The following is a 23521-nucleotide window of genomic DNA, read 5'->3' on the forward strand; positions in this document are numbered from 1 at the left end:
TGCGGCGTCGGCGCCGACAAGTTCGGACCCGTTCGGCGGCGGGCGCCGAGGACGACCACCCGAAGACGGCGGCGCGCCCGTACCCCCGTACCGGCATCCGGCACCCGGACACGCAGCCCCCGGAGGCACGGGACTTCGGAGGCACCGGTCCCCGGAGGCACCGGCACCCGGCCGCCCGCACCACCCGTACCCGCTCGGAGGCGCCTTCATGACCGAACTCCCCCCGGGCCCGCGTCCCCTGGACCGGAGCTCGCCGCTGCCCCTGTGGGCCCAGCTCTCCGAAGACCTGCGGCGCCGGATGGAGGCGGACGAGTTCACCGACGAGTTCCCGGCCGAACACCGCCTCACCGGGGAGTACGAGGTCAGCCGGCACACCGTCCGCGAGGCGCTGCGCAAGCTGCGCGCGGACGGCCTGGTGATCGCCGAACGCGGCCGCGCCAGCCGGCTGAACACCCGGCGCATACAGCAGCCGCTCGGCTCGCTCTACAGCCTCTTCCGTGAGCTGGAGGGCCAGGGTGTGGAGCAGCGCAGCGAGGTGCTGCGACTGGAGCGGACGGCGGACGGCCCGGTCGCCGACCAGCTCGGTCTCGTCCCGGACGCGCCGCTGGTCGTGCTGGAGCGGCTGCGCCTGGCGGACGGCGAGCCGCTCGCCCACGACACCACGTACCTGCCCGCCGAGGTGGCCGAGCCGCTGCTCGACGCGGACTTCCGGCACACTTCGCTCTACGGCGAGCTGCAGCGGCGCTGCGGCGTGAAGGTCACCGGCGGCCGGGAACGCATCCACCCTTTCCTGCCCGACATCCGGCAGGCGTGGCTGCTGGGGCTGGCCGACCGGGAACCCGCTTTCGCCATCGAGCGGCTGGGGCGTTCCGGGGAACGGCCGGTGGAGTGGCGCGAGACGGTCGTACGCGGCGACCGCTTCGCCTTCGTCGCCGAGTGGTCGAGCGACAGCCGTGCGGTCGAACTCGCGCCACGCGCCTCGTGTCCGTCATGACGGCGGCTCAAGGCCCGTACGCGACGCGGCCGCTACCAGCGACGACACACCGCCGGCCATGCCGCTCCTAGCCTTCGCGGCACTCCCCTGCGGGCTGGTCATCGGGCTGCTGCTGGGCGCGCTCGGCGGCGGCGGTTCGATCCTCGCCGTACCGGCGCTGGTCTACCTGCTGCACCAGTCCCCGCACGAGGCCACGGCGGGCGCGCTGGTCGTCGTCGGCATCGGCGCGGCCTCCGGCCTGGCCTGCCACGCCCGCGCGGGCCGGGTCCGCTGGGCGGCGGGCGCGGCCTTCGGCGGGCTGGGCACCGCGGGTACGTTCGTGGGCTCGCGCTGGAGCGCGTCGCTGGACCCGGCCGTTCTGATGACGGCGTTCGCGGGGCTGATGCTGGCGGTGGCGGCGGCGATGCTCGTACGGACGTGGCGCGAACGGAAGAAGACGCGCACGGACTCCGCCCGCCCACTCACCTCGCACAGCGCCCCGCACCCCACAGCCACCGGGAACCCCACAACCACCTCCCGCCTCACCTCCGCCCTGCGCATCAGCGCCACTGCCACCGCCGTCGGCCTGCTGACCGGCTTCTTCGGTGTCGGCGGGGGCTTCGTCGTCGTACCGGCGCTGACCCTCGTCCTCGGTCTGGAGATGCCTGTCGCCGTCGGTACGTCGCTCCTCGTCATCCTCGTCAACTCCGGTACGGCGTTCGCCACCCGGGCCGGCGCGGGCGGTCTGGACTGGCCACTGCTGGCCTCCTTCGCGGCCTGCGCCGCGCTCGGCAGCTGGCTGGGCAACCGGCTCGCCGCCCGGCTGCGGCCGCAGGCCCTGTCCACGGCGTTCGCTTCGCTGGTCACCGTGCTCGCCGTGTCGATGGTGGTGGCCGGCATCCCCCGCACATGACCGTTCAGGGCAGGGCTCCGAGCCCTGCCCCGACCCCCGATCCTCGACCCCAGGAGGAAAGAACCATGACTTCCGCCTCGACGCACCACCAGGTCGTCATCATCGGCGGCGGCACCGCCGGCATCACCGTGGCCGCCCGGCTGCGCCGCGCCGGACTGCGCGACATCGCGGTGCTGGAGCCCTCCGAGACGCACTGGTACCAGCCGCTCTGGACGCTGGTCGGCGGCGGCCAGGCGCCGCTGCGGGCCTCGCTGCGCACGGAGGCGGAGGTCATGCCGCCCGGTGTGCGGTGGCTGCGCGAGTCCGCCGTCTCGGTCGACCCGGCCGCCCGTACGGTGGGCACCGCCTCGGGGCGGACGGTCTCGTACGACCGGCTGGTGCTCGCCCCCGGGCTGAGCCTGGACTGGAACGGCATACCGGGCCTGGCGCAGGCCCTCGGCCACGGCGGCGTCTCCAGCAACTACCGCCCCGATCTCGCACCGCTCACCTGGGACTTCATCCGGCGCACCAAGCGCGGTACGGCGCTGTTCACCATGCCGTCCGGGCCGGTGAAGTGCGGCGGCGCCCCGCAGAAGATCGCCTACCTGGCCGCCGACCACTGGCGCAAGCGCGGGGTGCTGGGCCGTATCCGTACGATCCTGGTGCTGCCCGAGTCCACCATGTTCAAGGTGCCGGTCTTCAACCGGGCGCTGGAGGAGACGGCGCGGCGGTACGGCATCGAGGTGCGGCTCCAGTCGGAGCTGACGCAGGTGGACGGCGCCGCGCGGGAGGCGGAGATCATCGACAACGCGACGGGCGAGAAGGAGACCATCCGCTACGACCTGCTGCACGCCGTGCCGCCGCAGCGCGCGCCGCAGTGGGTGGCCGACAGCCCGCTCGCCGACCCGGCCTCCCCCTTCGGCTACGCCAAGGCCGACCGGGCGACGCTGCAGCACCCCGACTTCCCCGAGGTGTTCGCGATCGGCGACGTGGCGAACCTGCCGACGTCCAAGACGGGCGCCGCGATCCGCAAGCAGGCACCGGTCGTCGTCGCCAACCTGCGCGCCGGGCTGCGCGGCCGGCCCGCCGCCGCCCGCTACGACGGTTACACCTCCTGCCCCCTGGTCACCGCCCGCCACAAGATGCTGCTCGCCGAGTTCGACTACGACCTGGAGCCGGCGCCCTCCATCCCGTTCATCGACACGACGAAGGAGCGGACGGACATGTGGTTCCTGAAGCGGTACGGGCTGCCGCAGCTGTACTTCAAGGGGATGCTCAAGGGCTTGGCCTGACGGGCGCCTGTCCCGGGTCCGGCAGCAGTTCCCACAGCATCGCCTCGGACTCCTCGGCGGCGGGCGGCTCGTCGGCCGGCAGGGCCTGCTCGCCGCCGGAGGCCGTCCTCGGCCCGGCGATCGTCGGTGGCCGGATCTTGCGGGTCCGGATCTTGCGGGTCCGGTCCGGGCCCATCCGGCTCGTGCCCATCCGGCTCGTGCGCGCGGGGCTCGTTCACGAGGGCTCCGGCGGCAGGTACGCGATCGGGGGTGTCGCTGGACGGACGGTACCGGCGGCCCTCCGGCCTACGCGGTGGCCGACACGTCCGTGGACGCGTCCGTGGACAGGTCCGCCACCACGCAGCTCACGTTGTCCGGCGCCCCCGCGTCATACGCCAGGGCCACCAGGTCCCGTACCGCCCGGCCGGGGTCGGGGGCCGCGCCGAGGACCTCCCGTACGGCGTCGGAGGGCAGCACCGCGGACAGGCCGTCGGAGCACAGCAGGTAGCGGTCGCCGGGGCGCGCCTCCCGCAGTCCTGTCTCCGGTTCGAAGCCGTCGCTGCCGTCCAGCGTCCGGAGCAGGGCGCGTTGCGGGTGCGGCTCGGCTTCCTCCGGGGTCAACCGGCCCACCTCGACCAGGAAGTCTCCGTCATGTCCGTGCCCTTCCTCTTCAGGTGGCGACGAGGAAGGCCGCCAGTTCGCGGCGGGCGGCGGTGCCGGCCTCGGCCTGCGCCCAGTACGCCGAGACCGCCTCGGCGGCCGGGCCGGCGGCCAGAAGGCCAAGGACGAGGCGCGGCGGGCTCTACCGCCACCGCCGCCTGCCCGTGCTCACCGCTCGCCGCTCACCGCCGCGCGAAGTACGTGACCGTCACTTCGTTGTCGAACGAAGCACGGTCGGTCACGTCGAAGACGGTCGGATCGAACTCCCCGTCGAACACGGGGATCCCCGCCCCCGCGACCACCGGGTAGCTCTTGATGATCAGCTCGTCGATCTCGGGCAGCAGCGCGCCCGCGAGCCGGCCACCGCCGCACAGCCAGATGTCCTGCTCCTGCTTCTCCTCCCCCTTCAGCTCACGGACCAGGGCGGTCGGGTCCGCGCGGACCACGGTGACGGCGGGGTCGACATCGGGCGCGAGCGTGCTCGAGACCACGTACTGGCGCAGGTGCGCGTACGGGCTGGTGATGCCCGCGTCCAGCGCCGGGCGGTAGCTGCCGAGTCCCATCAGTACGGTGTCGAAGCGCTGGGCGGGCGTGTCGGCGAGGCCGTGGGCGGCGCGCATCGCGGTGGGGACGAAGTCGGGGTGGCGCGCGTTGACCCACTCCCCGTAGGCGGCGGCCTGCTCCTCGTCGCCCGCGGGATAGAAGTCGAACTCTCCGCCGGGACCCGCGATGCGGCCGTCCAGGGAGACTGCCACGTAGTAGACCAGCTTGCGCATACAGATGACTCCATCCATAGTGCTCTAAGTGAAGTGGTGAGAACGTAGTACTACGAATGGAGTGGTGTCAATGGTCCGCAGGAACGACGAGCGGAGGGCCGCTCTCGTCGACGCCGCGATCGAGGTCCTGGCCAGGGAGGGCGCACGGGGGCTGACCTTCCGCGCGGTGGACACCGAGGCCGCCGTCCCCGCCGGCACCGCCTCCAACTACTTCGCCAACCGCGACGATCTCCTCACCCAGGCGGGCGCCCGGGTCTACGAACGGCTCCGGCCCGACGAGGCGACCATCGCGCGGCAGCGGTCGAGCGCACCGGGCCGGGAGACCTACGCGATGCTGATGCGCGAGCTGGTCGGCCGGGTCAGCTCGTTCCGTACCGGCTACCTGGCACTGCTCGAACTGCGCCTCGAAGCCACCCGCCGCCCCGAACTGCGCGCGGTGCTGACCGAGCGCGTCCGCGCCGACATCGACGCCAACGTGGCCTACCACGAGGAATCCGGCCTGCCCGGCGACGCGACCGCCGTCCGGCTGCTGTACCTGGCGTTCAACTGGCTCATCGTCGAGCAGCTCACCCTGCCCGGCGTGTTCTCGGAGGCCGAACGGGACAAGCTGGTCGACGCGGCGGTGGACCGCATCGTGGCGCCCTGATCCACCGCCGCGCGGCTCACCCGGCTTGAACCTGACGCCGCGTGATGCCGCACCGTAAAGGCATGACCGACGCGACCACGTGGAAGGTCGGCCGGCTCGCCGAGGCGAGCGGGCTGACCGTCCGGACCCTGCACCACTGGGACACCATCGGGCTGCTCAGCCCGTCCCGCCGCACCCCGGGCGGCCATCGCGCATACACGGAGGACGACGCCGCGCGCCTCTACCAGGTACTGGCCCTGCGCCGTCTCGGCCTGAGCCTGGAAACCATCGCGGTCTGCCTGGACTCGGGCGTCGACCCGCTGCGCCTCGTACGGGACCACCTGGCGGAGGTCGAGGAGTCCCTGACCGCGCTGGAGGCGCTGCGCGGGCGGCTGCGGCGGCTGGAGGAGTCGCTGTCGGCGGGTACGGCGCCGGGCACGCCCGATCTGCTGGCGGCGCTGGAGGCGGCCGGCCGCACCGGCCCTGCGGCGGACCAGGCCCTGCGCCGCCACCTGGACGCGGACCAGCTCCAGGTGCTCGCGGCCCGTGGCGCGGCGCTCGGCCCGGCGGCGCACTACCTGCTGGAGGTGGAGTGGCCGGAGCTGTACCGCCGGGCGGAGCGGCTGCGCGAGGCGGGGGTGCCGGCCACCGATCGGCGGGTACGGCGCCTGGCGGCCCGGATGGACGAGCTGGGCGTGCTGTTCAGCGGCGGGGACACGGGGGTGTCCGCCGGGGTCCGGCAGGCCTGGCGTACGGATCCGGAGGCGATGGCGGGCGAGACGGAGACGACGGGCACGGACCCGGGTACGGGCACGGACTCGGGTACGGACGCGGCCCCGGACGGCGGGACGAACGCCTGGGCGGAGCTGGCGGATTACCTCGACGCGGCACGCGCGGCGAGCGCCAGCGGTGCTCAGGCCGCAGGAGACCGCTCATGACCCGCCGTCACCGCGTCCGCCTCGCCATCGCCTCCGTCCTGCCGACCCTGATCACCGTCCCCCTGTGCGCCCTGCTCGCCGGCGTGGGAGTGCTCCCCTGGGCCGTGGTGCCCGCTGTCGTGGTGGCGCTGGCCCTCCAGGGGTGCGTGACCTACGTACGGCTGGGAGTGCGGCCGTACGCGTGACCCGCCGTACGGGGGATCACCGGTCCCGCCCCGCCTCCAGGTGGCTCAGTGCCGCGACGGTGAGGGCCTGGACGCCCATGGTCAGGGTGGGCTGCTTGACCGGGGTGAAGTGCGGTGAGTGATTGGAGGGGATGTCCTGGGCGAGGCGTCCGGAGGACATCGCGGCGCGGAACTCGTCCGGGTCCCAGCCGCCGAGCCACCAGTAGTAGAGCGGCGCGCCGGCGGCCGTGGCGATCAGTCCGGCGTCCTCGCTGCCGGCGGCCGGTTCGTAGCCGAACAGCCGCTGGGCGCCGAAGTGGTCGGTGAAGGCGGCGTTGACCCGCTCCAGCGTCCGGTCGTCGTTGCGGGTGACCGGGAAGGTGTTCAGCACCTCGGTCTCCGGCTCGCGCGGCGCGTCCGACGCGGCGGCCTCGGCCCTGGCGATGCGGTCGATGGCCGCCAGCACCCGGCTGCGCACCTCCTCGTCGAAGGTACGGACGCTGAGCTGCACCACCGCCTGGTCGGGGATGACGTTGGGCGCGTCCCCGGACTGGAAGGAGCCGACGGTGACGACGGCCCGGTCCTTGGGCGCGACCTCACGGGCGACCACGGCCTGCAGCCGCTGCACGAAGGCGGCGGCCATCACGATCGGGTCGACGGCGGTCTCGGGGCGGGAGCCGTGGCCGCCGGTGCCGTGGAAGGTGATCTTCAGGCTGTCCGAGGCGGCCATGCAGGCGCCGGGGGCGTACGAGATCAGGCCCGCGCCGAGCGGGGCGACGTGCTGGGCGAGCACCACGTCGGGTGTGGGCACCCGGCCGCCCTGCCCGTCAGCGGCGGAACCGGAACCGGCGGTGGCACCGGAGCCGGGGGCCGCGTCACCCGAACCGGAACCGGCGGCCGCCGCCCCGAACAGCCCGTCCTCGATCATCGCCCGGGCTCCGTCGCCGACCTCCTCGGCGGGCTGGAAGAGCACGACCAGGGTGCCGGACCAGTGCTCCCGGCCCGCCGCGAGCAGGTCGGCGGCGCCCGCCAGGCAGGTGACGTGCACGTCGTGGCCGCAGGCGTGCATGACGCCGGGGACGGCGGAGGCGTACGGCAGGCCGCTGCGCTCGGTGACGGGCAGGGCGTCCATGTCGGCCCGCAGCAGGACGACCGGGCCGGGTCCGTTGCGCAGGACACCGGCCACGCCCGTGCGGCCGATGCCGGTGGTGACCTCGTAGCCGTACGAGGTCAGGCGGCGGGCGGCTTCGGCGGCCGTGCGGGTCTCCTGGAAGCCGAGTTCCGGGTGCCGGTGGAGGTCTTCGTAGAGGGCTTCGAGGTCCGCCATGCGGGCGTCGAGCGGGGCAAGTACGGTGTCACGCGCGCTATCGCTCATACGTAGCATTTGATCATGTAACGGACGCGCGGGCGAGGGCGGCGACCGGCCGCGGCAGGCCGGAAAACACCGCCCCGCGCACCGCCCCGCACCACCCTTCCGGCCGCCCGCCATGGACCGGCGGACGGGCCGCCGCGCGCCACCCTCCTTCCCGTGCAAATCCTGTACGGACAACGCGCGTTACCCGGACGGAGTTCCCGGCCGCCGCGCCTTCCACCACCGGGCACCGGAATGCGCGGAAACCCCATTGCGGGAATTCCCGGGACCGAAGCACCCGGAACGGCTTATTGGGCGGCCTATTGGGTCGAACGGCCGCCGTATCGCTCTTCACCCGGACGGCGTTCCGCCGGGATTCCGCCAAGAATCCGCCAGGAATCTGCCAGGCATCCGCCGGGAATCGGTTATGCTCCTCCGGCACCGAAGTGACCTGGCACGCAGCGGAATCCGGGCAGGGAATCCCGAACAGGGGCCCGCGCCCCGGAAAATCGGCGTGCGGCACGCATCCGTACGCATCCGGGAATCCCGCGCGGCACGTCAGGCCGCTCGGCGCGGGAAGCGCACGTACGGACACACGGGGGACGGTACCTACGCATGGCCAACGGGTCAGGTTACGCGATCAGGAAATCCGGTACGGAGAACAGCGCGTCGGAACTGGATTCCGCCGCCGGGCACGTCGCCTCCGTACAGAAATCCATCCCGAAGGAATCGTGCAGCAGGCCGGAGGCGTTCGGCGGCGAGGACGTGGCGCCCGCCTTCGACAACTTCGCCGGCGCCTGGCAGCGCGAGGCCACCGTGCTGCACGACGCCCTCGGCGAGATCGCGAAGAAACTCCGCACCACGACGGACAACTACGGCGCCGCGGACCACTCCGCCGTCTCCGGCCTCCGCCACGCGGCCGCCGCGCCGGCGCCCTCCGGCGTGGGCGCCACCCCCTTCGGCTGATCAGCAGCCGAACCCGCCACCGTCACCGCCACCAGAACAGGCACGTCAGCCATGACCGCTTTCCACCCGAAGACCGACGACGAACTGCTGCGGCTCGACGTCCCGTCCATGCTGCGCTTCGGCCTGCCGGCCGAGGGCCACGCCCGCCGCGCCCTCTTCGGCGACGGGGCGATCGCCGCCGCCCTGACGCTCGGCCGGCTCGGCGTGCTGCCCCGCTCCGTGGCCTACCTCGCCGGGGTGGTCCGCGCGGGCGGCGCCGCGTACGCCGCCGCGCTCGACGTGCCGCTGCCGGGCGGGGCACCGTCCCGTACGGCCGGCGCCTGGCTCGCCGCCGGGGCCGGGGCCAGGACCGCCGGGAGCGTGGACGACGACGAGACGCTCGCCCGCTGGTTCGAGGCGGTCGCCGCGCTGATGGAGCTGCGGCTGACCGCGGGGACCTCACCGGCACCGTAAGCAGCACCTAACGGCACCCGCATCACCAGCGACATCACGAACACCGACAGCGCTACGAGCATCACCGCACCAGCAACACCGGCACCACCACACCAGCAGCACGACGGGGGAAAGGCGGCCCGCATGGAGGGCGAATCCACGACGGCACGGCGGGCCGAACTCGCCGAACGGGTCAAGGGCATCGACGGTGCCGACAGCAAGAACGACCTGATATCCGAGATCAAGAAGGCGCTCGCCGTGAAGGCCCCGATGGGCGACCCCGGCACGATCGAGAGGACCGGCAAGAGCTACCGCTCCGCCGCCGACGCGTGCGGCCACGAGGTGCAGCCCCGTGTCCAGAAGGTGGCCCAGGAGACCCTGCCGGACGCCTGGACCGGTACGACCGCCGTCAAGGCGGCGGACGTGGTGGCCGCCGCGGACCGGGCGGCGCAGCAGATGGCGGAGGCGTTCAGCAGGGCCGGGGGCGAGCTGATCCGGCTCGCGGACGCCCTGCGGTCCGCCCAGGAGACCGACCGCCGGGGCCGTCCCAGCCTGGAGGAGGCGCTGAGTCTGCTCGGCGGCGAGGACGGGGTCTTCGACGACATGTGGGAGGACGACGCCGAGGAGGACGCCAGGAACCGGGCCGAGAGCATGGCCCGGACCGGCGTCGCCGACCTGCTCAGCGCAGCCGTGACGGCCGACGACGCGGCGCGGGAGGCGGCGCGCGAGCTGAACAAGTACGCGGCCGAGGCCCGGTCGGGCAAGGTCACGGCGCGGGGCCTGACCGCGTCGGACAAGCTGATGCTCGCCGACACCTCCACCGTCGACGAGAACGCCCCGGCCCGCGAACACAACGAGATCCTCACCAGCAACGATCTCCAGCGTTCCAGCGCGTATCTGAACAAGATGAACGCCGAGGACCGTGCCGAGTTCGAGCGGATGCTCGCCGGGTCCAAGTCGCCCGAGGAGCGCGCCTACCTGATGAAGGCGCTCGCCGCCGGCAACGACCTCGACTCCGTACGCGGCTTCCGCGACAAGATCCACCCGCACGGCGACGACGAGCAGTGGCTCGCCGCCCACCTGACGCCGGTCGTCACCCAGGGCGACAGCAAGAACGACGAGGGCCGCAACGCCGACGGCTCGAACGTCAACAAGGACACCACGGCCTTCAACGGGCAGGCGTGGGCCCAGGGCGGCGACGGACAGGAGGGCACCTGCGTGGCCTCCTCGACCGTCACCGCGCGGGCCATGGTCGACCCGGTCTACGCCCTGGGGCTCACCGGTGGCGAATCGGGCCAGGAGAACGACCCCAAGGCGTTCCGCGAGCGCCTGGTGGACGAGCAGCACCGGGTGCACGAGGAGGGCGACGGGGGCCACGAGGGCTGGTTCGGCACCGGCAAGCCCAGCGGCATGGACAACGACGGCAAGACCGAGGTCGTCAACAAGGAGATCAGCCCGCACACGGGCGGCGCGTACGAGCTGCGCGAGACCGGCAGCGCCGACGCCCGGCGGGACGCGCTGCCGGACATCGAGAAGGCGGTGGCCGAGGGCAGGCCCGTGCCCATCGGTGTGGAGGGCTACAAGGACGGCGACCGCAGCGGCCACGCGATGATGATCGTCGGCCAGGAGGGCGACATGCTCCAGGTCTACAACCCGTGGGGGACCACGACCTGGGTCAGCGAGGAGGACTTCGTCAACGGCCGGATGCAGAAGGCGTCCGACAACGACCTGCCGGACGCGTACGCCGTGCACGTACCGAAGTGAGCCGCCTGATGCCGTATTCCTCCGGCCCTCGCAAGCATCTCCCCCGCTCCGGTCCCCGGCTGCGCGGCGCCGCCCTGGCCACGGCTGCCGCCGCCCTCGTCGCGCTGACGACGGGCGCGTGCGGCGGCCCGTCGGACTGCTGCGTCAAGGCACCGACCGCGTCGCCGTCGCCCACCACGCCGGGCGGGGTGCCGGGCGCGGCCTGGGCGTACCCGTCCCAGGCGACGAGCCTGCGGGTGCGGGCCGGTACGGACTTCGACATCGTGCTGCGGCCGGGCGCCGGCAACGGCGCGGGCTCGGGAAAGGACAGCGGCTGGCGGGTGGACGAGCCGAAGATCGAGGGCGCGGCGGTACGGCACCGGACCGAGGCCGCCGCCACGGGCAAGAAGGACGGCGTACGCGCCGCCTTCCACGCCGTCCGGCCCGGCACCGCCCGGATCGTGCTGACCGGGACGGACGGCGACCGCACCATGACGTACCAGGTCACCGTGGGTACGGGACCGGGCGCGGCGCCGAGTGCGGCCCCGAGCGCGACGGGCGGCGGCCTCGACCGGGGGCGCATGCTCGGCACCGGCTTCGCGGACGGCTCCGGCGGCGAGGTGACCGTCCGGCGCGGGGAACGCTTCTCGCTGCCGAACGCCTACTCGAACGTGCCGGGTATCACCTGGCGGGTCGTCAGCCGCAGCGGCTCCGGGCCCGCCCCGCTGCTGAGCGACGCGCCGCACGTCGAGGGCGACGCGGCGGGCGACCGCAAGGACTGGTACACCTTCTCGGCGGATCAGCCGGGCACCACCGTGGTCGAGCTGTTCGGCTGCTACCGCTGCGCGAACGGCCGCACCCCGCAGACGGCGGAGAGCCGCGCGCACTCCGGGACCAGGTCGGTGCGGATCACCGTGCGCTGAGCACTCGCCGGTCCCCCGACCGGCGGGGGTGACCGCGCGTCCCGTGGCAGTCGGCGGCCGGGCGGGCTGTACTGAGCCCATGATGGCCCGTATGACGGCCCGCGGCCGCTCCGAGGCGCACCGCGCGGCCACTCCGCTGGAGCTCTTCTTCGACCTGTGCTTCGTCGTGGCCGTCGCCCAGGCCGGGCGGCAGCTCGTGCACGCCCTCGCCGAGGGGCACCCGGGGCACGGCGTCCCCGGCTATCTGATGCTCTTCTTCGCCATCTGGTGGGCGTGGGTCAACTTCTCGTGGTTCTCGTCCGCGTACGACACCGACGACGCGCTGTACCGGGTGGTGACGCTCGTACAGATGGCGGGTGTGCTGATCCTGGCGGCGGGGGTGCCGCGCGCGTTCGACGGTGACTTCGCGGTGGTGTGGTTCGGCTACCTGGTGATGCGGCTCGCGCTGGTGGGGCAGTGGCTGCGGGCCGCGCACGGCAGTACGGGGCCCGAGCGGACCACCGCGCTGCGCTATGCCGGCGGGGTGACGCTGTGCCAGTTCGGCTGGCTGGCCGTCCTGCTGTCCCCGGAGTCCGTACGGCCGTGGGTGTTCCTGGCGCTCGCGGTCGTGGAGATGGCCGTGCCCACGCTGGCCGAGCGCGACCACCAGACGGCCTGGCACCCGCACCACATCGCGGAGCGGTACGGCCTGTTCGTCATCATCATGCTCGGCGAGACGGTGGCCGCCGCCACCGTCGCGGTGCAGTCCGCGGTGGACGAACAGGAAGCGCTGGGCGACCTGCTGCCCATCGCGGCGGGCGGCCTGCTGCTGATCTTCGCCGCGTACTGGATCTACTTCGCGGTCCCGATCCACCTGCACCTCGCCTCCAACCGCCAGGCGTTCCTCTGGGGTTACGGGCACTACCTGATCTTCGGCTCGGCGGCGGCGATCGGCGCGGGCATCGAGGTGGCGGTGGAGGAGTCGGTCGGCAAGGCGCACGTCTCGCAGTTCGCGGCGTCGGCGTGCGTGACCGTGCCCGGCGCGCTGTTCATGTTCACCGTGTGGCTGATCCACTCCCGTCACCAGAAGCGCGGCCCGGCCCAGCAACTGGTGCTGCCGGTGTCCTCCGTCCTGGTCCTGGCCTGCACGTTCGCGGGGCACGCCGCGGTGCTGCTGACCGGGCTGGTGGCGTCGCTGACGGTCGCGGTGGGCGCGACGCTGACGGCGCGCCAGGGCCAGGCGCTGGGCAGCTGACCGGCCGCCACTTACGGGGCGCTACAGCCCGTACGGGGTCATCGACCCCACGCGTCAGGCCGGTCGCACCACGCACGAGCAGGCCCACGGACCCCGCGATTCCGGCCAAAGGTCCTCCTACTTCAGGCCATTGGCCCCACGCGACGCATGAAGAGCACCAGGGCGGGTGCCGGGCGTTTCCCCGGACGGTGTAGGGTGCGGATTGCCCGTTTTATACCTGCGACAGCCCACCGGCCCGGAGCCGACGGGCGAGGAGACGCCACGACATGGCTGCCCGCCACGCCCAGCCAACCGGTACGCGAATAAGGATGACCCGTCGCGGCAAGGCCGTGAGCGGCCTCGCCCTGACCACACTCGTGGGCACCGCACTGTGGGCCTGGCCCGCCTCCGGCGACGACCACGACGGTCACCGCACCGACCAGGCCCGGCCGGCCCCCTCCGCTCCGGACGCCCCCGCGCTCCACGTCGCCGGCGGCACCGCCGCACCCGCGCCACGCGCGATCCCGGGCCTGAGCGACGCCACCCGCAAGCAGATCCCGGCCGATTCCCGGCAGGTCCTCGTCGTCACGGGCCAGGCCCCGGACGCGCACGACTCCTCCGTCGTGCTCTACACCCGCGCCGAGGACTCGGACGACTGGCGGCCCGGCACCCGCTGGGCGGCGCACAACGCGTCCCGGGGCTGGACCAAGGACCATCACTACGGCGACCTGCGCTCACCGCAGGGCGTGTTCACGCTCAGCGACGCGGGCGGCAAGCTGGCGCCGCCACAGGGCACCAAGCTGCCGTACGACCGCAACGACAGCTTCGTCGCGCACGGCACCGGCGTCGAGGGCGAGCCGCTGGGCGGCGCCTTCGACTACGTCATCGCCATCGACTACAACCGGGTCAAGGGCTCCTCGCCCCTGGACCAGCGCCGCCCGCAGGGTGCCGCGAAGGGCGGCGGCGTCTGGCTGCACGTCGACCACAACGGCCCCACGCAGGGCTGCATCAGCCTCAAGCCCGAGGTGATGCGGGAGCTGCTGCGCACGCTGGACCCGGCACAGCACCCGGTCGTCGTGATGGGCCCGGCAGGCCACTGACACCGGCCCGCCGCCCGCCGTACGCGGCCCTGCGGCCGCCACGGCCGTACCGGCCAGGACGCCCCTTACCACCCCGCGTCACCCGTGGTACGCATGTGCCATGGCCGACGACACCCAGCATCCCGCCTCCGCCTTCGCGCCCGAGGCAGCACCGCAACGCCCCGGCCCCCGGGACGCGTTGACCGACGTCACCGGGCTGCGGGTGGGTCACGCGCAGCGCGTCGGGGACGGATGCCTGACGGGCACCACCGTCGTCCTGGCGCCCGAGGGCGGCGTCATCGCCGCCGTGGACGTACGCGGCGGCGGCCCCGGCACCCGCGAGACGGACGCCCTGGATCCGCGCAACCTGGTCCAGCGCATCGAGGCCGTCGTCCTCACCGGCGGCAGCGCCTTCGGCCTGGACGCCGCCTCCGGAGCGGTGGCCTGGCTGGCGGAGCAGGGCCGCGGCTACCGCGTCGGCCCGGACCCGGCGCAGGTCGTCCCCGTCGTACCGGCAGCGGCCCTGTTCGACCTGGGACGCGGCGGCGACTGGCACGCCCGCCCGGACGCCGCCCTGGGCCGCGCCGCCATCGAGGACGCCGCCGCCACGGATCTGAACGCGCCCGCCCGGCAGGGCAACATCGGCGCCGGTACGGGCGCGGTGGCCGGCGGCGTGAAGGGCGCCATCGGCACCGCGAGCCTGGTCCTGCCGTCGGGTGTCACGGTCGCCGCGCTGGCGGCCGTCAACGCGGCGGGGTCGGTGGTCGACCCACGTACCGGTGTGCTGTACGGGCAGTACGGGGACGTGTGCGCGGAGGCGGCGCCCGGAGCCGGCGCCGGTTCCGGTCTGCCCTCCCCCGAGGCGCACGCCGACGCGCAGCGCCGCCTCGCCGAGGCCCGTACCGCTTCCGAGCGACGCTCGGCCGCCTCCGTACGCCCGCCCCTGAACACCACCCTCGCCGTCGTCGCGACCGACGCGGCCCTGACCCGCGCCCAGGCACAGAAGCTGGCGGGCACCGCACACGACGGGCTGGCCCGCGCCGTACGCCCGGCACACCTGCTCACCGACGGCGACACGGTCTTCGCGCTCGCCACCGGTGACGGCCCGCCGGCGCCGGAAGCGGCCGCCGCCGACCCGGTGTTCGGGGCGCTCGCCGAGGCCGCCGCCCTCAACGAGATCCTGTCCGCCGGGGCCGACGTGCTGACCCGCGCCGTGGTCAAGGCCGTGCTGGCGGCGGAGACGGTGGACACTCCGGGCGGCCACTTCCCGTCGTACCGCGACCTCTACCCGGCGTAGACCCTCGTGGGCCTTTGCAGCCCTTCGTAGCCCCTCACGCCGAGGCCTGCACCCGTCGTCCTGAGACCCCGGCCCCTCGTCCCCGGACCGCCACCCGTCGCGGCCGCCCTCCTGACCGCGGTGGTAGAACGGGCCATATGTCCGCGCCGCCGCCTCCTCCCACGCTCGTCCAGCCGTCGCCCAGGAAACCGGGGCCGCCGCGGCGGCCCCGGCGGCTGTGGTGGCACCGCCTGTTCCTCGGCCTCTGGTACCGGCCGGTCGAGGTGATGGACGAGGCGCGCGACCGCAGCGCCTGGAGCGCGGCCGTCCTGCTGTGCCTGATCAGCGGCGCCCTCGGCATCGTGTCGGTGGACGCCTTCCGCAAGCTGTGGGCGATGGACCGGAACCAGGCGCTGGAGCTGGCGGCCATCGCGGAGGCGGGCGTCCTGGCCGCCAGTCTCGCGCTGGGCATGGTCACCCACGCCATAGCGCGCACCATCGGCGGGAACGGCAGGTTCGAGCCGACGGTCAGCCTGTTCGTCGTGCTGTTCTGGATCACCGATCTGCCGCGGCTGGTGCTCGCCACGTGGCTGCCGCACGGCTCGACGCTCGTGCAGGCCGTGGCCTGGACGACGTGGGGCTTCGGCTGTCTGCTGGCCATCCTGCTCATCCGGGGCCAGCACCATCTGTCCACCGTCAAGGCGGCGGTGGCGGTCGCGGTGCAGATGCTGGCCTCGCTGGCGCTGCTGAAGCTGGGGCCGGTGCGCTGAGGCCGGAGCACCCGGCCTCTCCGCTCAGTGCCGCTCGTTGCCGTCCAGTTGCCGTACGAGTCCGGCGAAGGCCTCGCGCTCGGCGGCGCTCAGCTCCACACGCTCGGACGGCGGTCCGGCCGGGCCGGTCTGCGGCGGCACGGCGCGCAGCAGCGGTCTCGTGCCGTTCCTGGAAGCCGTCCCGAAGCCGGCGTTCCCGGAGGGGGCCCCGTAGCGGTGCCGGCGCATGATCCGGGCCTGGCTGACGGCCCACCCGACGGTGACGGTGAGCAGGATGGCCAGGCCGATCTGCTGGAGGAGCGGAACGGAGGGGAGCATGCGGTCCTCCAGGTCGGGTGCGCGACGGTGCGGTTCCGGGCCAGTGCGGGCCCCGGCGGGGCGGACTCCTGTAGTAGACACCATGTCAGGGACTTCCGTCAGGGGATTGAACGGACTTACGCCCCACACGTGACGTAACTCCCACACCGCACCCACACCTCCGCACCACCCGCCCGGCCTCCCAACGTTTCACCCACACCACCCGTACGCAGACGCCGCCTTGCCCCTCTCCCGCCGCCGACGCCCCCTTCCCCCGCCCAAGATCGTCCACGAGCATGTGGCACACCGCCTCCCCACGTGAGGAGTACGTACGTGCCGCAGCCGACCGCACCCCGCCCCACCCCGACACCCCCGGCAGACACCACCCCCAAGGCCCTCGAAGGCGTCCTCGTGGCCGACTTCAGCCGCGTCCTGGCCGGCCCGCTGGCCGCCGCCACGCTGGCCGACCTGGGCGCCGACGTGATCAAGGTGGAGCGGCCCGGCTCCGGCGACGACACCCGCGCCTGGGGACCACCCTTCTCCGCCGACGGCACAGCCGCGTACTTCGACGCCGCCAACCGCTCCAAGCGCGGCCTCGCCCTGGACCTCGCCGACCCGGACGACGCGGCGGCGGCCCGGGAACTGGCCCGCCGGGCCGACGTACTGATCGAGAACTTCCGGCCCGGCGCGCTCGCCCGCCACGGCCTGGACCCGGCGGCGACCCTCACCGCCCACCCCGGCCTGGTGCACTGCTCGATCACCGGCTTCGGCGCCGGCTCCCGCCTGCCGGGCTACGACTTCGTCGTGCAGGCCGTCGGCGGCCTGATGAGCATCACCGGCGAACCGGGCGGCCCGCCGCTGAAGGCGGGCGTCGCGCTCGTCGACGTCCTGACCGCCAAGGACGCCACCACCGCCGTCCTGGCCGCGCTGCGCCACCGCGACCGTACGGGGCAGGGGCAGCACGTCGAGGTCAACCTGCTGTCCTCGCTGCTCGGTTCGCTGGTCAACCAGACGTCCGGGCGGCTGGCCACCGGCCGCGATCCGGGCCCGATGGGCAACCGGCACCCGAGCATCGCCCCGTACGAGACGCTGGCCTGCCGGGACGGTGAGCCGCTGGCCGTCGCGGTCGGCAACGACCGGCAGTTCCGGGCGCTGGCACAGGCGCTCGGCGCGCCGGGCCTCGCCGACGACGAGCGCTTCGCGCGCAACCAGGACCGGGTGCGCCACCGCACCGAACTGGTCAAGGAGCTGGAGGAGCGGCTGGCGGCGGAGACGCCCGCGGTCTGGACCGAGCGGCTGGCCGCCGTGTCCGTGCCGTGCGGCCCGGTCAACACCGTCGGCGAAGCGCTCGCGCTGGCCGAACGGCTGGGCCTGGACCCGGTCGTGCCGGTCGGCGCGGACCGCACCCCGCAGGTACGCAGCCCGCTGCGGCTGTCCGCCACGCCGGTCACCGCACCGTGCGCGCCGCCCGCCCTGGACGAGCACGGCGAGTCCGTACGCGCCTGGCTGTCCGGCCCGGCCGACGCCCCTCCCCCACCTCTGCTGTGACGTTCATCACAACAGTGTCGGGAGTGCAACCAAACCCGCCCGTAGTTGCTGTTTACCAGCACTGACTGACAACACCCTTGCATGGAGCAGCCCGTGACAATGCCGGACAACACCGCGCCGCCCGCACCGTCCCGCACCAAGCGCCGGCTGCGTCGCGGTCTCGCGGCGGCCTCCCTCCTCGCTGCCGGCGCCCTGGCCCTGTCCGCCTGCGGCGGTGACGCCTCGGCCGGTGGCAAGGACGGCAAGGACCAGGCCGGCGCGGACGCCGCGGCCGCCAAGGACGCCTCCGAGGCGAAGATCTCGGTCACGTCGAAGGACGGCGCCACCAACGCCAGCATCAACGACACCGGAGTGAAGGTCAGCGGCGGCAAGCTGACCGACGTCAAGCTCGTCCAGGTGGACAACGGCGCGGCGGTCAAGGGCGCGATATCCGCCGACGGTTCCTCCTGGAAGCCGTCGGGCCAGCTGGAGCGGGGCACCAAGTACAAGCTGGTCGCCAACGCCAAGGACGGCAAGGGCCGGGCGGCCACCGAGAACGCCACCTTCACCACCGTCTCCTCGAAGAACAGCTTCATCGGCTCCTACACGCCCGACGGCGGCAAGACCGTCGGCGTCGGCATGCCGGTGTCCTTCAACTTCGACAAGGTGATCACCAACAAGAAGGACGTCCAGTCCCACATCACGGTGACCTCCAGCAGCGGCCAGAAGGTCGTCGGTCACTGGTTCGGCTCCCAGCGCCTGGACTTCCGTCCCGAGCAGTACTGGAAGGCCGGCTCCAAGGTCACCCTCAAGATCGACCTGGACGGGGTCAAGGGCGGCCAGGGCATCACCGGTGTGCAGTCCAAGACGGTGACCTTCACCATCGGCCGTTCCCAGGTCTCCACCGTCGACATGGACACCCAGACCATGACGGTGGTCCGCGACGGCAAGACGATCAAGTCCGTGCCGATCTCGGGCGGCAGCGCGAAGAACCCGACGTACAACGGCCAGATGGTCATCTCGGAGAAGTTCGAGCAGACCCGGATGGACGGCTCCACCGTCGGCTTCGGCGGCGAGTACGACATCAAGGACGTCCCGCACGCGATGCGCCTGTCGTCCTCCGGCACGTTCATCCACGGCAACTACTGGGGCAGCCCGTCGATCTTCGGCCGGGCCGGCACCAGCCACGGCTGCGTCGGCCTCCAGGACAACAAGGGCGGCGGCGGCAACACCAACGGCAGCTGGTTCTTCGACAACTCCCTCATCGGTGACGTCGTGGTCGTCAAGAACTCCCCCGACAAGACCGTCAAGCCGGACAACGGCCTCAACGGCTGGAACATGTCGTGGAGCGAGTGGCAGGCGGGCAGCGCGGCCTGATCCCGCGTACGCCTCTCACGTCATGAGGGTGGCCGGTCCCCGGGAGGGGGCCGGCCACCGTCGTGCCGGGCTCCGTACGGTCAGGCCGCCACCGGCGTGCTGTCGGCCGGAGTCCGGGAGGCATGCTCGGCACCGGGCTGCGGCTCGTCCGTCTTCCGCAGGCCCTTCAGGAGGATGACCAGGGCGGTGGTGACCGCCGTACCGGCTGCCACGGCCACCAGGTACAGGAGCGGCCGGCCGATCAGCGGGACGACGAAGATGCCGCCGTGCGGGGCGCGCAGGGTGCAGCCGAAGGCCATCGACAGGGCGCCGGTCACCGCGCCGCCCGTCATCGCGGACGGGATGACGCGCAGCGGGTCGGCCGCGGCGAAGGGGATCGCGCCCTCGGTGATGAAGGAGGCCCCCAGCACCCAGGCCGCCTTGCCGTTCTCCCGTTCGGTACGGGTGAACAGGCGGCCGCGTACGGTCGTGGCCAGCGCCATCGCCAGCGGCGGCACCATGCCGGCCGCCATCGCCGCGGCCATCACCTTCAGGCTGCCGTCGTTGGGGTGGGCGAGGCCGCCCACGGCGAAGGCGTACGCCACCTTGTTGAGCGGGCCGCCGAGGTCGAACGTCATCATCAGGCCCAGGATGACGCCCAGAATGACGGCGTTCGCGCCGGACAGTCCGCTCAGCCAGTCGGTCAGGGCCTTCTGGAGCGCGGCGACGGGCTTGCCGACCACCAGGAACATCAGGAACCCGACGACCGCCGACGAGATCAGCGGGATGACGACGACCGGCATGATCCCGCGCAGCGCGGACGGCACCTCGACCCGCTGCACCGCCATCACCACCGCACCCGCGAGCAGACCGGCGATCAGCCCGCCGAGGAAGCCCGCGTTGACGGTCAGGGCGATCGAGCCGCCGACGAAGCCCGGTACCAGGCCCGGCCGGTCGGCCATGCCGTACGCGATGAAGCCCGCCAGGACGGGGACGAGGAAGCCGAACGCGACGTTGCCGACCTGGAAGAGCAGCGCCGCCCAGCTCGTGGACTCGCTCCACACGAAGTGCTCGGCGACGGACGGCGCCTTGTTGATCCCGTACCCGCCGATCGCGAAGGCCAACGCGATCAGCAGGCCGCCCGCGGCGACGAACGGCACCATGTAGCTGACGCCGGTCATCAGCCACTTGCGCAGCCGGGTGCCGAAGCCGTCGCCCGCCTCGCCGTCCCGGTCCATGGGCGCGGGTCCGGCCGCCGCGGGGGCGGCGGTGTCCCCCCTGGCGGCCTTCTCCCGTACCTCCGCGATCAGTTCGGCGGGCCGGTTGACGCCGGCCTTCACGCCGACGTCGACCGTGGGCTTCCCGGCGAACCGGGCCTTGTCGCGCACCTCCACATCGTGCGCGAAGATCACGCCGTCCGCCGCGGCGACCACCTCCGGATCCAGCCGCTTGAACCCGGCCGACCCCTGCGTCTCCACGACCAGTTCGACACCGGCCTCCTTGCCCGCCTTGGCCAGCGCTTCGGCGGCCATGTAGGTGTGGGCGATGCCGGTGGGGCAGGAGGTGACGGCGACGATGCGGAAGGGGGCGGTGGTTCCCGTCGCGGCCGGAGCCGGGGTTTCCGTGTCGGCGGGCGGCTCTTCGGGCGCTGCGGGCCCGCCCTCCTCGGACACCTCCGACGCCTCCGCCGGCGCGTCCCCGCGGATGAGCGCCGATGCCGCCGCCGGGTCGTCCGCCGCACGCAGCGCGCCCGTGAACTCCTCGTCCATCAGGTGGCGGGCCAGCGTCGACAGGATGGAGAGATGGTCAGCGTCGCCGCCCGCCGGTGCCGCGATCAGGAAGACCAGGTCGGCCGGGCCGTCGGCGGCGCCGAAGTCGATGCCGGCGGCGCTGCGCCCGAAGGCGAGCGTCGGCTCGGTGACATGGGCGCTGCGGCAGTGCGGTATGCCGATGCCGCCGTCCAGGCCGGTCGGCATCTGGGCCTCGCGCGCGGCCACGTCCGCGAGGAAGCCGTCCAGGTCGGTGACCCGGCCGAGCCCGGCCATCCGCTCCGCCAGCGACCGCGCGGCCGCTTCCTTGCTCTCGGCGGACAGGTCGAGGTCGACCAGTTCCGCGGTGATCAGTTCACTCATCGCGGGCTCCTTCGCTCGCATCACGTTCACGTCCGGTCCCGACGGGACCGGCCCGCTCGAACACAGCCGGTCCCGGCCCTGCCACATCGAGCCCGTCCGGCGCTTGGGGACGAGCGGAGCGAGGGAACGCGCGCCCACCCGGCGCCGGAGGCCGCCGCACCCGGCTCACCCCACCGGCTCCCGCAGCACCGTCTCCAGCGGCACGGTCCCGGCCACCACCACCGCCGAAGGATCGAGATCCTTCGGCGCCGGCATCGCGCTCCCCGGCAACTGCACCGCCGCCGCCCCGTACGCCACGGCCGCGGCCAGAGCCCGTACGCCCGTTCCGCCCGCCGCCAGGAATCCGGCCAGCGACGCGTCGCCCGCGCCCACGTTGCTGCGTACGGTGGCGACCGGCGCGCAGGCGAAGTACTCCCCGTCCTCGTCGACGAGGAGCTGTCCGTCCGCGCCGAGGGAGGCGAGCACCGCGCCCGCGCCCAGGGCGCGCAGTTCCCGCGCGGCTTCGACCGCGTCGCCGACGGTGCGCAGCGGGCGGCCCACCGCCTGGGCCAGTTCCTCGGCGTTGGGCTTGACGACGTCCGGCCGGGCGCGCAGCGCGGCGGTCAGCGACGGCCCGGACGTGTCCAGGGCGATCCGCGCCCCGGCCCGGTGGACCTGGGCGACCAGTTCCGCGTACCAGGAGGGCGCCAGGCCGCGCGGCAGGCTGCCGCAGCAGGCGATCCAGTCCGCTCCGGCCGACCGGGTGCGTACGGTGTCGAGCAGCGCCCGCGACTCGTCGGCCGTCAGTTCGGGGCCCGCCGCGTTGATCTTGGTGAGGGTGCCGTCCGGTTCGACGGCGGAGATGTTCGACCGGGTCTGCCCGGCGACCGGTACGCCCGCGACCTCGATCCCCTCCGCCCCTAGCAGCCCGCCCAGCGCCGCGCCCGCGGGCCCGCCGAGCGGCAGGACGGCCAGCGTGCGGTGCCCGGCCGCCGCGACGGCCCGGGAGACGTTGACGCCCTTGCCGCCCGGGTCGATCCGGTCCCCGGTGGCCCGCAGCACGGCGCCGCGCTCCAGTGCGGGGATCTCGTACGTACGGTCCAGACTGGGGTTGGGGGTGACGGTGAGGATCATGCGCGCACTACTTCCGTGCCCGCGCGCTCGATGGCGAGGGCGTCGTCGGGGCTGAGCCCGGTGTCGGTGACGAGCAGGTCCACGTCGTCCAGTCCGCCGAAGCGGGCGAAGTGCACCTGCCCGAACTTGCTGCTGTCCGCGACGAGCACGACCCGCCGCGCGGCGGCGACCGCCGCCCGCTTCACGGCCGCCTCGGCGAGGTCGGGGGTGGTCAGGCCGCCCTCCAGGGAGAAGCCGTTGGTCGCCAGGAAGACCACGTCCGCGTTGATCTCGCGGTAGGCGCGCAGCGCCCAGTCGTCGACCGCGGCCCGCGTACGGTGCCGGATGCGGCCGCCGACGAGGTGGAGGGTGAGGCCGGGGTGGTCGGCCAGCCGCGCGGCCACCGGGAGGGCGTGCGTGACGACGGTCAGCTCGGCCTCCAGGGGCAGTTCGGCGGCGATCCGCGCGGCCGTGGTGCCCGCGTCGAGGATCACGCTGCCGGGGGCCGAGCCGCCGGGCAGTTCGGCGAGCGCGGCCCGCGCGATGCGCTGCTTCTCGTCGGCGGCGACGGTGTCCCGTTCGGCGAGGTCCGGCTCGAAGTCCAGCCGCCCGGCGGGGATGGCTCCGCCGTGCACCCGGCGGACCAGGCCGGCCCGGTCCAGGGCCTTCAGGTCCCGGCGTACGGTCTCGGCGGTGACCTGGAACTCCTCGGCGAGCGAGAGGACGTCGACCCGCCCGCTCTCGCGCGCCAGTCGCAGGATCTCCTGCTGCCGCTCCGCTGCGTACATGGTGGTTTCGCGCCTGCCTCGTGCCCGACCGTGTGGTTTCACGCCCAAGGTACGACGGTATGGACAGGAAGTAAACACAGTCGGACACGCGTCGGACCCAAACGGGCATGAGTAGGCAGACGCGTGCGTCGGCCGGGCTGACGTGCCGGGCAGACAAACGCACAGCGGGAACAGCCGCCCAGCAGGAACAGCGCGGCAGGAGCAGCACAACTGGAACCACAGCAGGCACAGCAAAGAGCCCCGGCGCCGAGGGGGGGTCGGCACCGGGGCTCGTCCA

24 protein-coding genes are annotated in these 23521 nt (G+C 73.5%); 16 read left to right on the forward strand and 8 right to left on the reverse strand.

Features of this window, described 5'->3' with window-relative positions:
- Nucleotides 1-208 precede the first annotated feature (208 nt).
- The 3 genes from ACZ4Z1_RS04395 (at nucleotide 209) to ACZ4Z1_RS04405 (ending at nucleotide 3157) form a co-directional block, all read left to right on the forward strand.
- Entirely contained in the window at nucleotides 209-994 is a 786-nt protein-coding gene (locus ACZ4Z1_RS04395; protein WP_468485068.1) for a GntR family transcriptional regulator, read from the forward strand.
- A gap of 58 nt (nucleotides 995-1052) precedes the next feature.
- Nucleotides 1053-1886, forward strand: coding sequence for a sulfite exporter TauE/SafE family protein (locus ACZ4Z1_RS04400; RefSeq protein WP_468485069.1), 834 nt, complete (start codon nucleotides 1053-1055; stop codon nucleotides 1884-1886).
- Between the two features lie 65 nt (nucleotides 1887-1951).
- Nucleotides 1952-3157 carry an NAD(P)/FAD-dependent oxidoreductase gene (locus ACZ4Z1_RS04405; protein WP_468485070.1) on the forward strand — a complete coding sequence of 402 codons (1206 nt, stop codon included), beginning with the start codon at nucleotides 1952-1954 and terminating at the stop codon, nucleotides 3155-3157.
- On the opposite strand, the gene ACZ4Z1_RS04410 is transcribed toward ACZ4Z1_RS04405, so the two are convergent.
- From ACZ4Z1_RS04410 to ACZ4Z1_RS04420, 3 genes are all read right to left on the reverse strand, one after another.
- Nucleotides 3141-3347, reverse strand: a complete 207-nt coding sequence (locus tag ACZ4Z1_RS04410) for a hypothetical protein (RefSeq protein WP_468485071.1) — start codon at nucleotides 3345-3347, stop codon at nucleotides 3141-3143. The two genes, ACZ4Z1_RS04405 and ACZ4Z1_RS04410, sit on opposite strands and share 17 nt — an antisense overlap.
- A 95-nt stretch (nucleotides 3348-3442) precedes the next feature.
- Complete coding sequence (locus tag ACZ4Z1_RS04415) at nucleotides 3443-3757, reverse strand: PP2C family protein-serine/threonine phosphatase (protein ID WP_468485072.1); 315 nt, start codon at nucleotides 3755-3757, stop codon at nucleotides 3443-3445.
- A 221-nt stretch (nucleotides 3758-3978) separates the two neighbouring features.
- On the reverse strand, nucleotides 3979-4572 hold the full coding sequence (locus ACZ4Z1_RS04420; protein ID WP_468485073.1) for a dihydrofolate reductase family protein: 594 nt from the start codon (nucleotides 4570-4572) through the stop codon (nucleotides 3979-3981).
- Between the two features lie 70 nt (nucleotides 4573-4642).
- Between ACZ4Z1_RS04420 and ACZ4Z1_RS04425 the strand changes: the two genes are divergently transcribed.
- From ACZ4Z1_RS04425 to ACZ4Z1_RS04435, 3 genes are all read left to right on the forward strand, one after another.
- A complete protein-coding gene (locus ACZ4Z1_RS04425) occupies nucleotides 4643-5218 on the forward strand; it encodes a TetR/AcrR family transcriptional regulator (RefSeq protein ID WP_468485074.1) in 576 nt (191 codons plus the stop codon).
- Nucleotides 5219-5280: 62 nt separating this feature from the next.
- On the forward strand, nucleotides 5281-6135 hold the full coding sequence (locus tag ACZ4Z1_RS04430; protein ID WP_468485075.1) for a MerR family transcriptional regulator: 855 nt from the start codon (nucleotides 5281-5283) through the stop codon (nucleotides 6133-6135).
- Entirely contained in the window at nucleotides 6132-6320 is a 189-nt protein-coding gene (locus tag ACZ4Z1_RS04435) for a hypothetical protein (RefSeq protein ID WP_468485076.1), read from the forward strand. The genes ACZ4Z1_RS04430 and ACZ4Z1_RS04435 overlap by 4 nt, the downstream gene beginning before the upstream one ends.
- Before the next feature lie 16 nt (nucleotides 6321-6336).
- Here the strand turns inward: ACZ4Z1_RS04435 and ACZ4Z1_RS04440 are convergent, their stop codons facing one another.
- Nucleotides 6337-7674 (reverse strand): M20/M25/M40 family metallo-hydrolase, encoded by a 1338-nt coding sequence (locus ACZ4Z1_RS04440; RefSeq protein WP_468485077.1) that lies wholly within the window; start codon nucleotides 7672-7674, stop codon nucleotides 6337-6339.
- A gap of 591 nt (nucleotides 7675-8265) precedes the next feature.
- Between ACZ4Z1_RS04440 and ACZ4Z1_RS04445 the strand changes: the two genes are divergently transcribed.
- The 8 genes from ACZ4Z1_RS04445 (at nucleotide 8266) to ACZ4Z1_RS04480 (ending at nucleotide 16052) form a co-directional block, all read left to right on the forward strand.
- Nucleotides 8266-8616 (forward strand): WXG100 family type VII secretion target, encoded by a 351-nt coding sequence (locus tag ACZ4Z1_RS04445; protein ID WP_468485078.1) that lies wholly within the window; start codon nucleotides 8266-8268, stop codon nucleotides 8614-8616.
- A 51-nt stretch (nucleotides 8617-8667) separates the two neighbouring features.
- Nucleotides 8668-9069: a hypothetical protein gene (locus tag ACZ4Z1_RS04450; protein WP_468485079.1), complete on the forward strand. Its 402-nt coding sequence runs from the start codon at nucleotides 8668-8670 to the stop codon at nucleotides 9067-9069.
- Between the two features lie 123 nt (nucleotides 9070-9192).
- The gene (locus tag ACZ4Z1_RS04455) at nucleotides 9193-10812 is read left to right on the forward strand and encodes a peptidoglycan-binding protein (RefSeq protein ID WP_468485080.1); all 1620 of its coding nucleotides are present in this window, start codon (nucleotides 9193-9195) and stop codon (nucleotides 10810-10812) included.
- An 8-nt stretch (nucleotides 10813-10820) separates the two neighbouring features.
- A complete protein-coding gene (locus ACZ4Z1_RS04460) occupies nucleotides 10821-11714 on the forward strand; it encodes a hypothetical protein (RefSeq protein WP_468485081.1) in 894 nt (297 codons plus the stop codon).
- Nucleotides 11715-11793: 79 nt separating this feature from the next.
- Nucleotides 11794-12948, forward strand: a complete 1155-nt coding sequence (locus tag ACZ4Z1_RS04465) for a low temperature requirement protein A (protein WP_468485082.1) — start codon at nucleotides 11794-11796, stop codon at nucleotides 12946-12948.
- Between the two features lie 308 nt (nucleotides 12949-13256).
- Entirely contained in the window at nucleotides 13257-14027 is a 771-nt protein-coding gene (locus ACZ4Z1_RS04470; RefSeq protein ID WP_468485083.1) for a L,D-transpeptidase family protein, read from the forward strand.
- A gap of 100 nt (nucleotides 14028-14127) precedes the next feature.
- A complete protein-coding gene (locus ACZ4Z1_RS04475) occupies nucleotides 14128-15303 on the forward strand; it encodes a P1 family peptidase (protein WP_468485084.1) in 1176 nt (391 codons plus the stop codon).
- A 137-nt stretch (nucleotides 15304-15440) separates the two neighbouring features.
- The gene (locus ACZ4Z1_RS04480) at nucleotides 15441-16052 is read left to right on the forward strand and encodes a YIP1 family protein (protein ID WP_468485085.1); all 612 of its coding nucleotides are present in this window, start codon (nucleotides 15441-15443) and stop codon (nucleotides 16050-16052) included.
- A gap of 24 nt (nucleotides 16053-16076) precedes the next feature.
- Here the strand turns inward: ACZ4Z1_RS04480 and ACZ4Z1_RS04485 are convergent, their stop codons facing one another.
- Nucleotides 16077-16370: a hypothetical protein gene (locus ACZ4Z1_RS04485; RefSeq protein ID WP_468485086.1), complete on the reverse strand. Its 294-nt coding sequence runs from the start codon at nucleotides 16368-16370 to the stop codon at nucleotides 16077-16079.
- A 312-nt stretch (nucleotides 16371-16682) separates the two neighbouring features.
- On the opposite strand from ACZ4Z1_RS04485, the gene ACZ4Z1_RS04490 reads away from it, so the two are divergent.
- On the forward strand, nucleotides 16683-17897 hold the full coding sequence (locus ACZ4Z1_RS04490) for a CaiB/BaiF CoA transferase family protein (RefSeq protein ID WP_468485087.1): 1215 nt from the start codon (nucleotides 16683-16685) through the stop codon (nucleotides 17895-17897).
- Nucleotides 17898-17996: 99 nt separating this feature from the next.
- Nucleotides 17997-19253: a L,D-transpeptidase gene (locus ACZ4Z1_RS04495; RefSeq protein WP_468485407.1), complete on the forward strand. Its 1257-nt coding sequence runs from the start codon at nucleotides 17997-17999 to the stop codon at nucleotides 19251-19253.
- 80 nt (nucleotides 19254-19333) lie between these two features.
- On the opposite strand, the gene ACZ4Z1_RS04500 is transcribed toward ACZ4Z1_RS04495, so the two are convergent.
- The 3 genes from ACZ4Z1_RS04500 to ACZ4Z1_RS04510 form a co-directional block, all read right to left on the reverse strand.
- On the reverse strand, nucleotides 19334-21364 hold the full coding sequence (locus ACZ4Z1_RS04500) for a PTS fructose transporter subunit IIABC (RefSeq protein ID WP_468485088.1): 2031 nt from the start codon (nucleotides 21362-21364) through the stop codon (nucleotides 19334-19336).
- A gap of 165 nt (nucleotides 21365-21529) precedes the next feature.
- Nucleotides 21530-22477: a 1-phosphofructokinase gene (gene pfkB / locus ACZ4Z1_RS04505; RefSeq protein ID WP_468485089.1), complete on the reverse strand. Its 948-nt coding sequence runs from the start codon at nucleotides 22475-22477 to the stop codon at nucleotides 21530-21532.
- On the reverse strand, nucleotides 22474-23244 hold the full coding sequence (locus tag ACZ4Z1_RS04510) for a DeoR/GlpR family DNA-binding transcription regulator (protein WP_031008731.1): 771 nt from the start codon (nucleotides 23242-23244) through the stop codon (nucleotides 22474-22476). The genes pfkB and ACZ4Z1_RS04510 overlap by 4 nt, the downstream gene beginning before the upstream one ends.
- Nucleotides 23245-23521: the final 277 nt, after the last annotated feature.

Source organism: Streptomyces sp. NPDC030165, assembly GCF_055573595.1.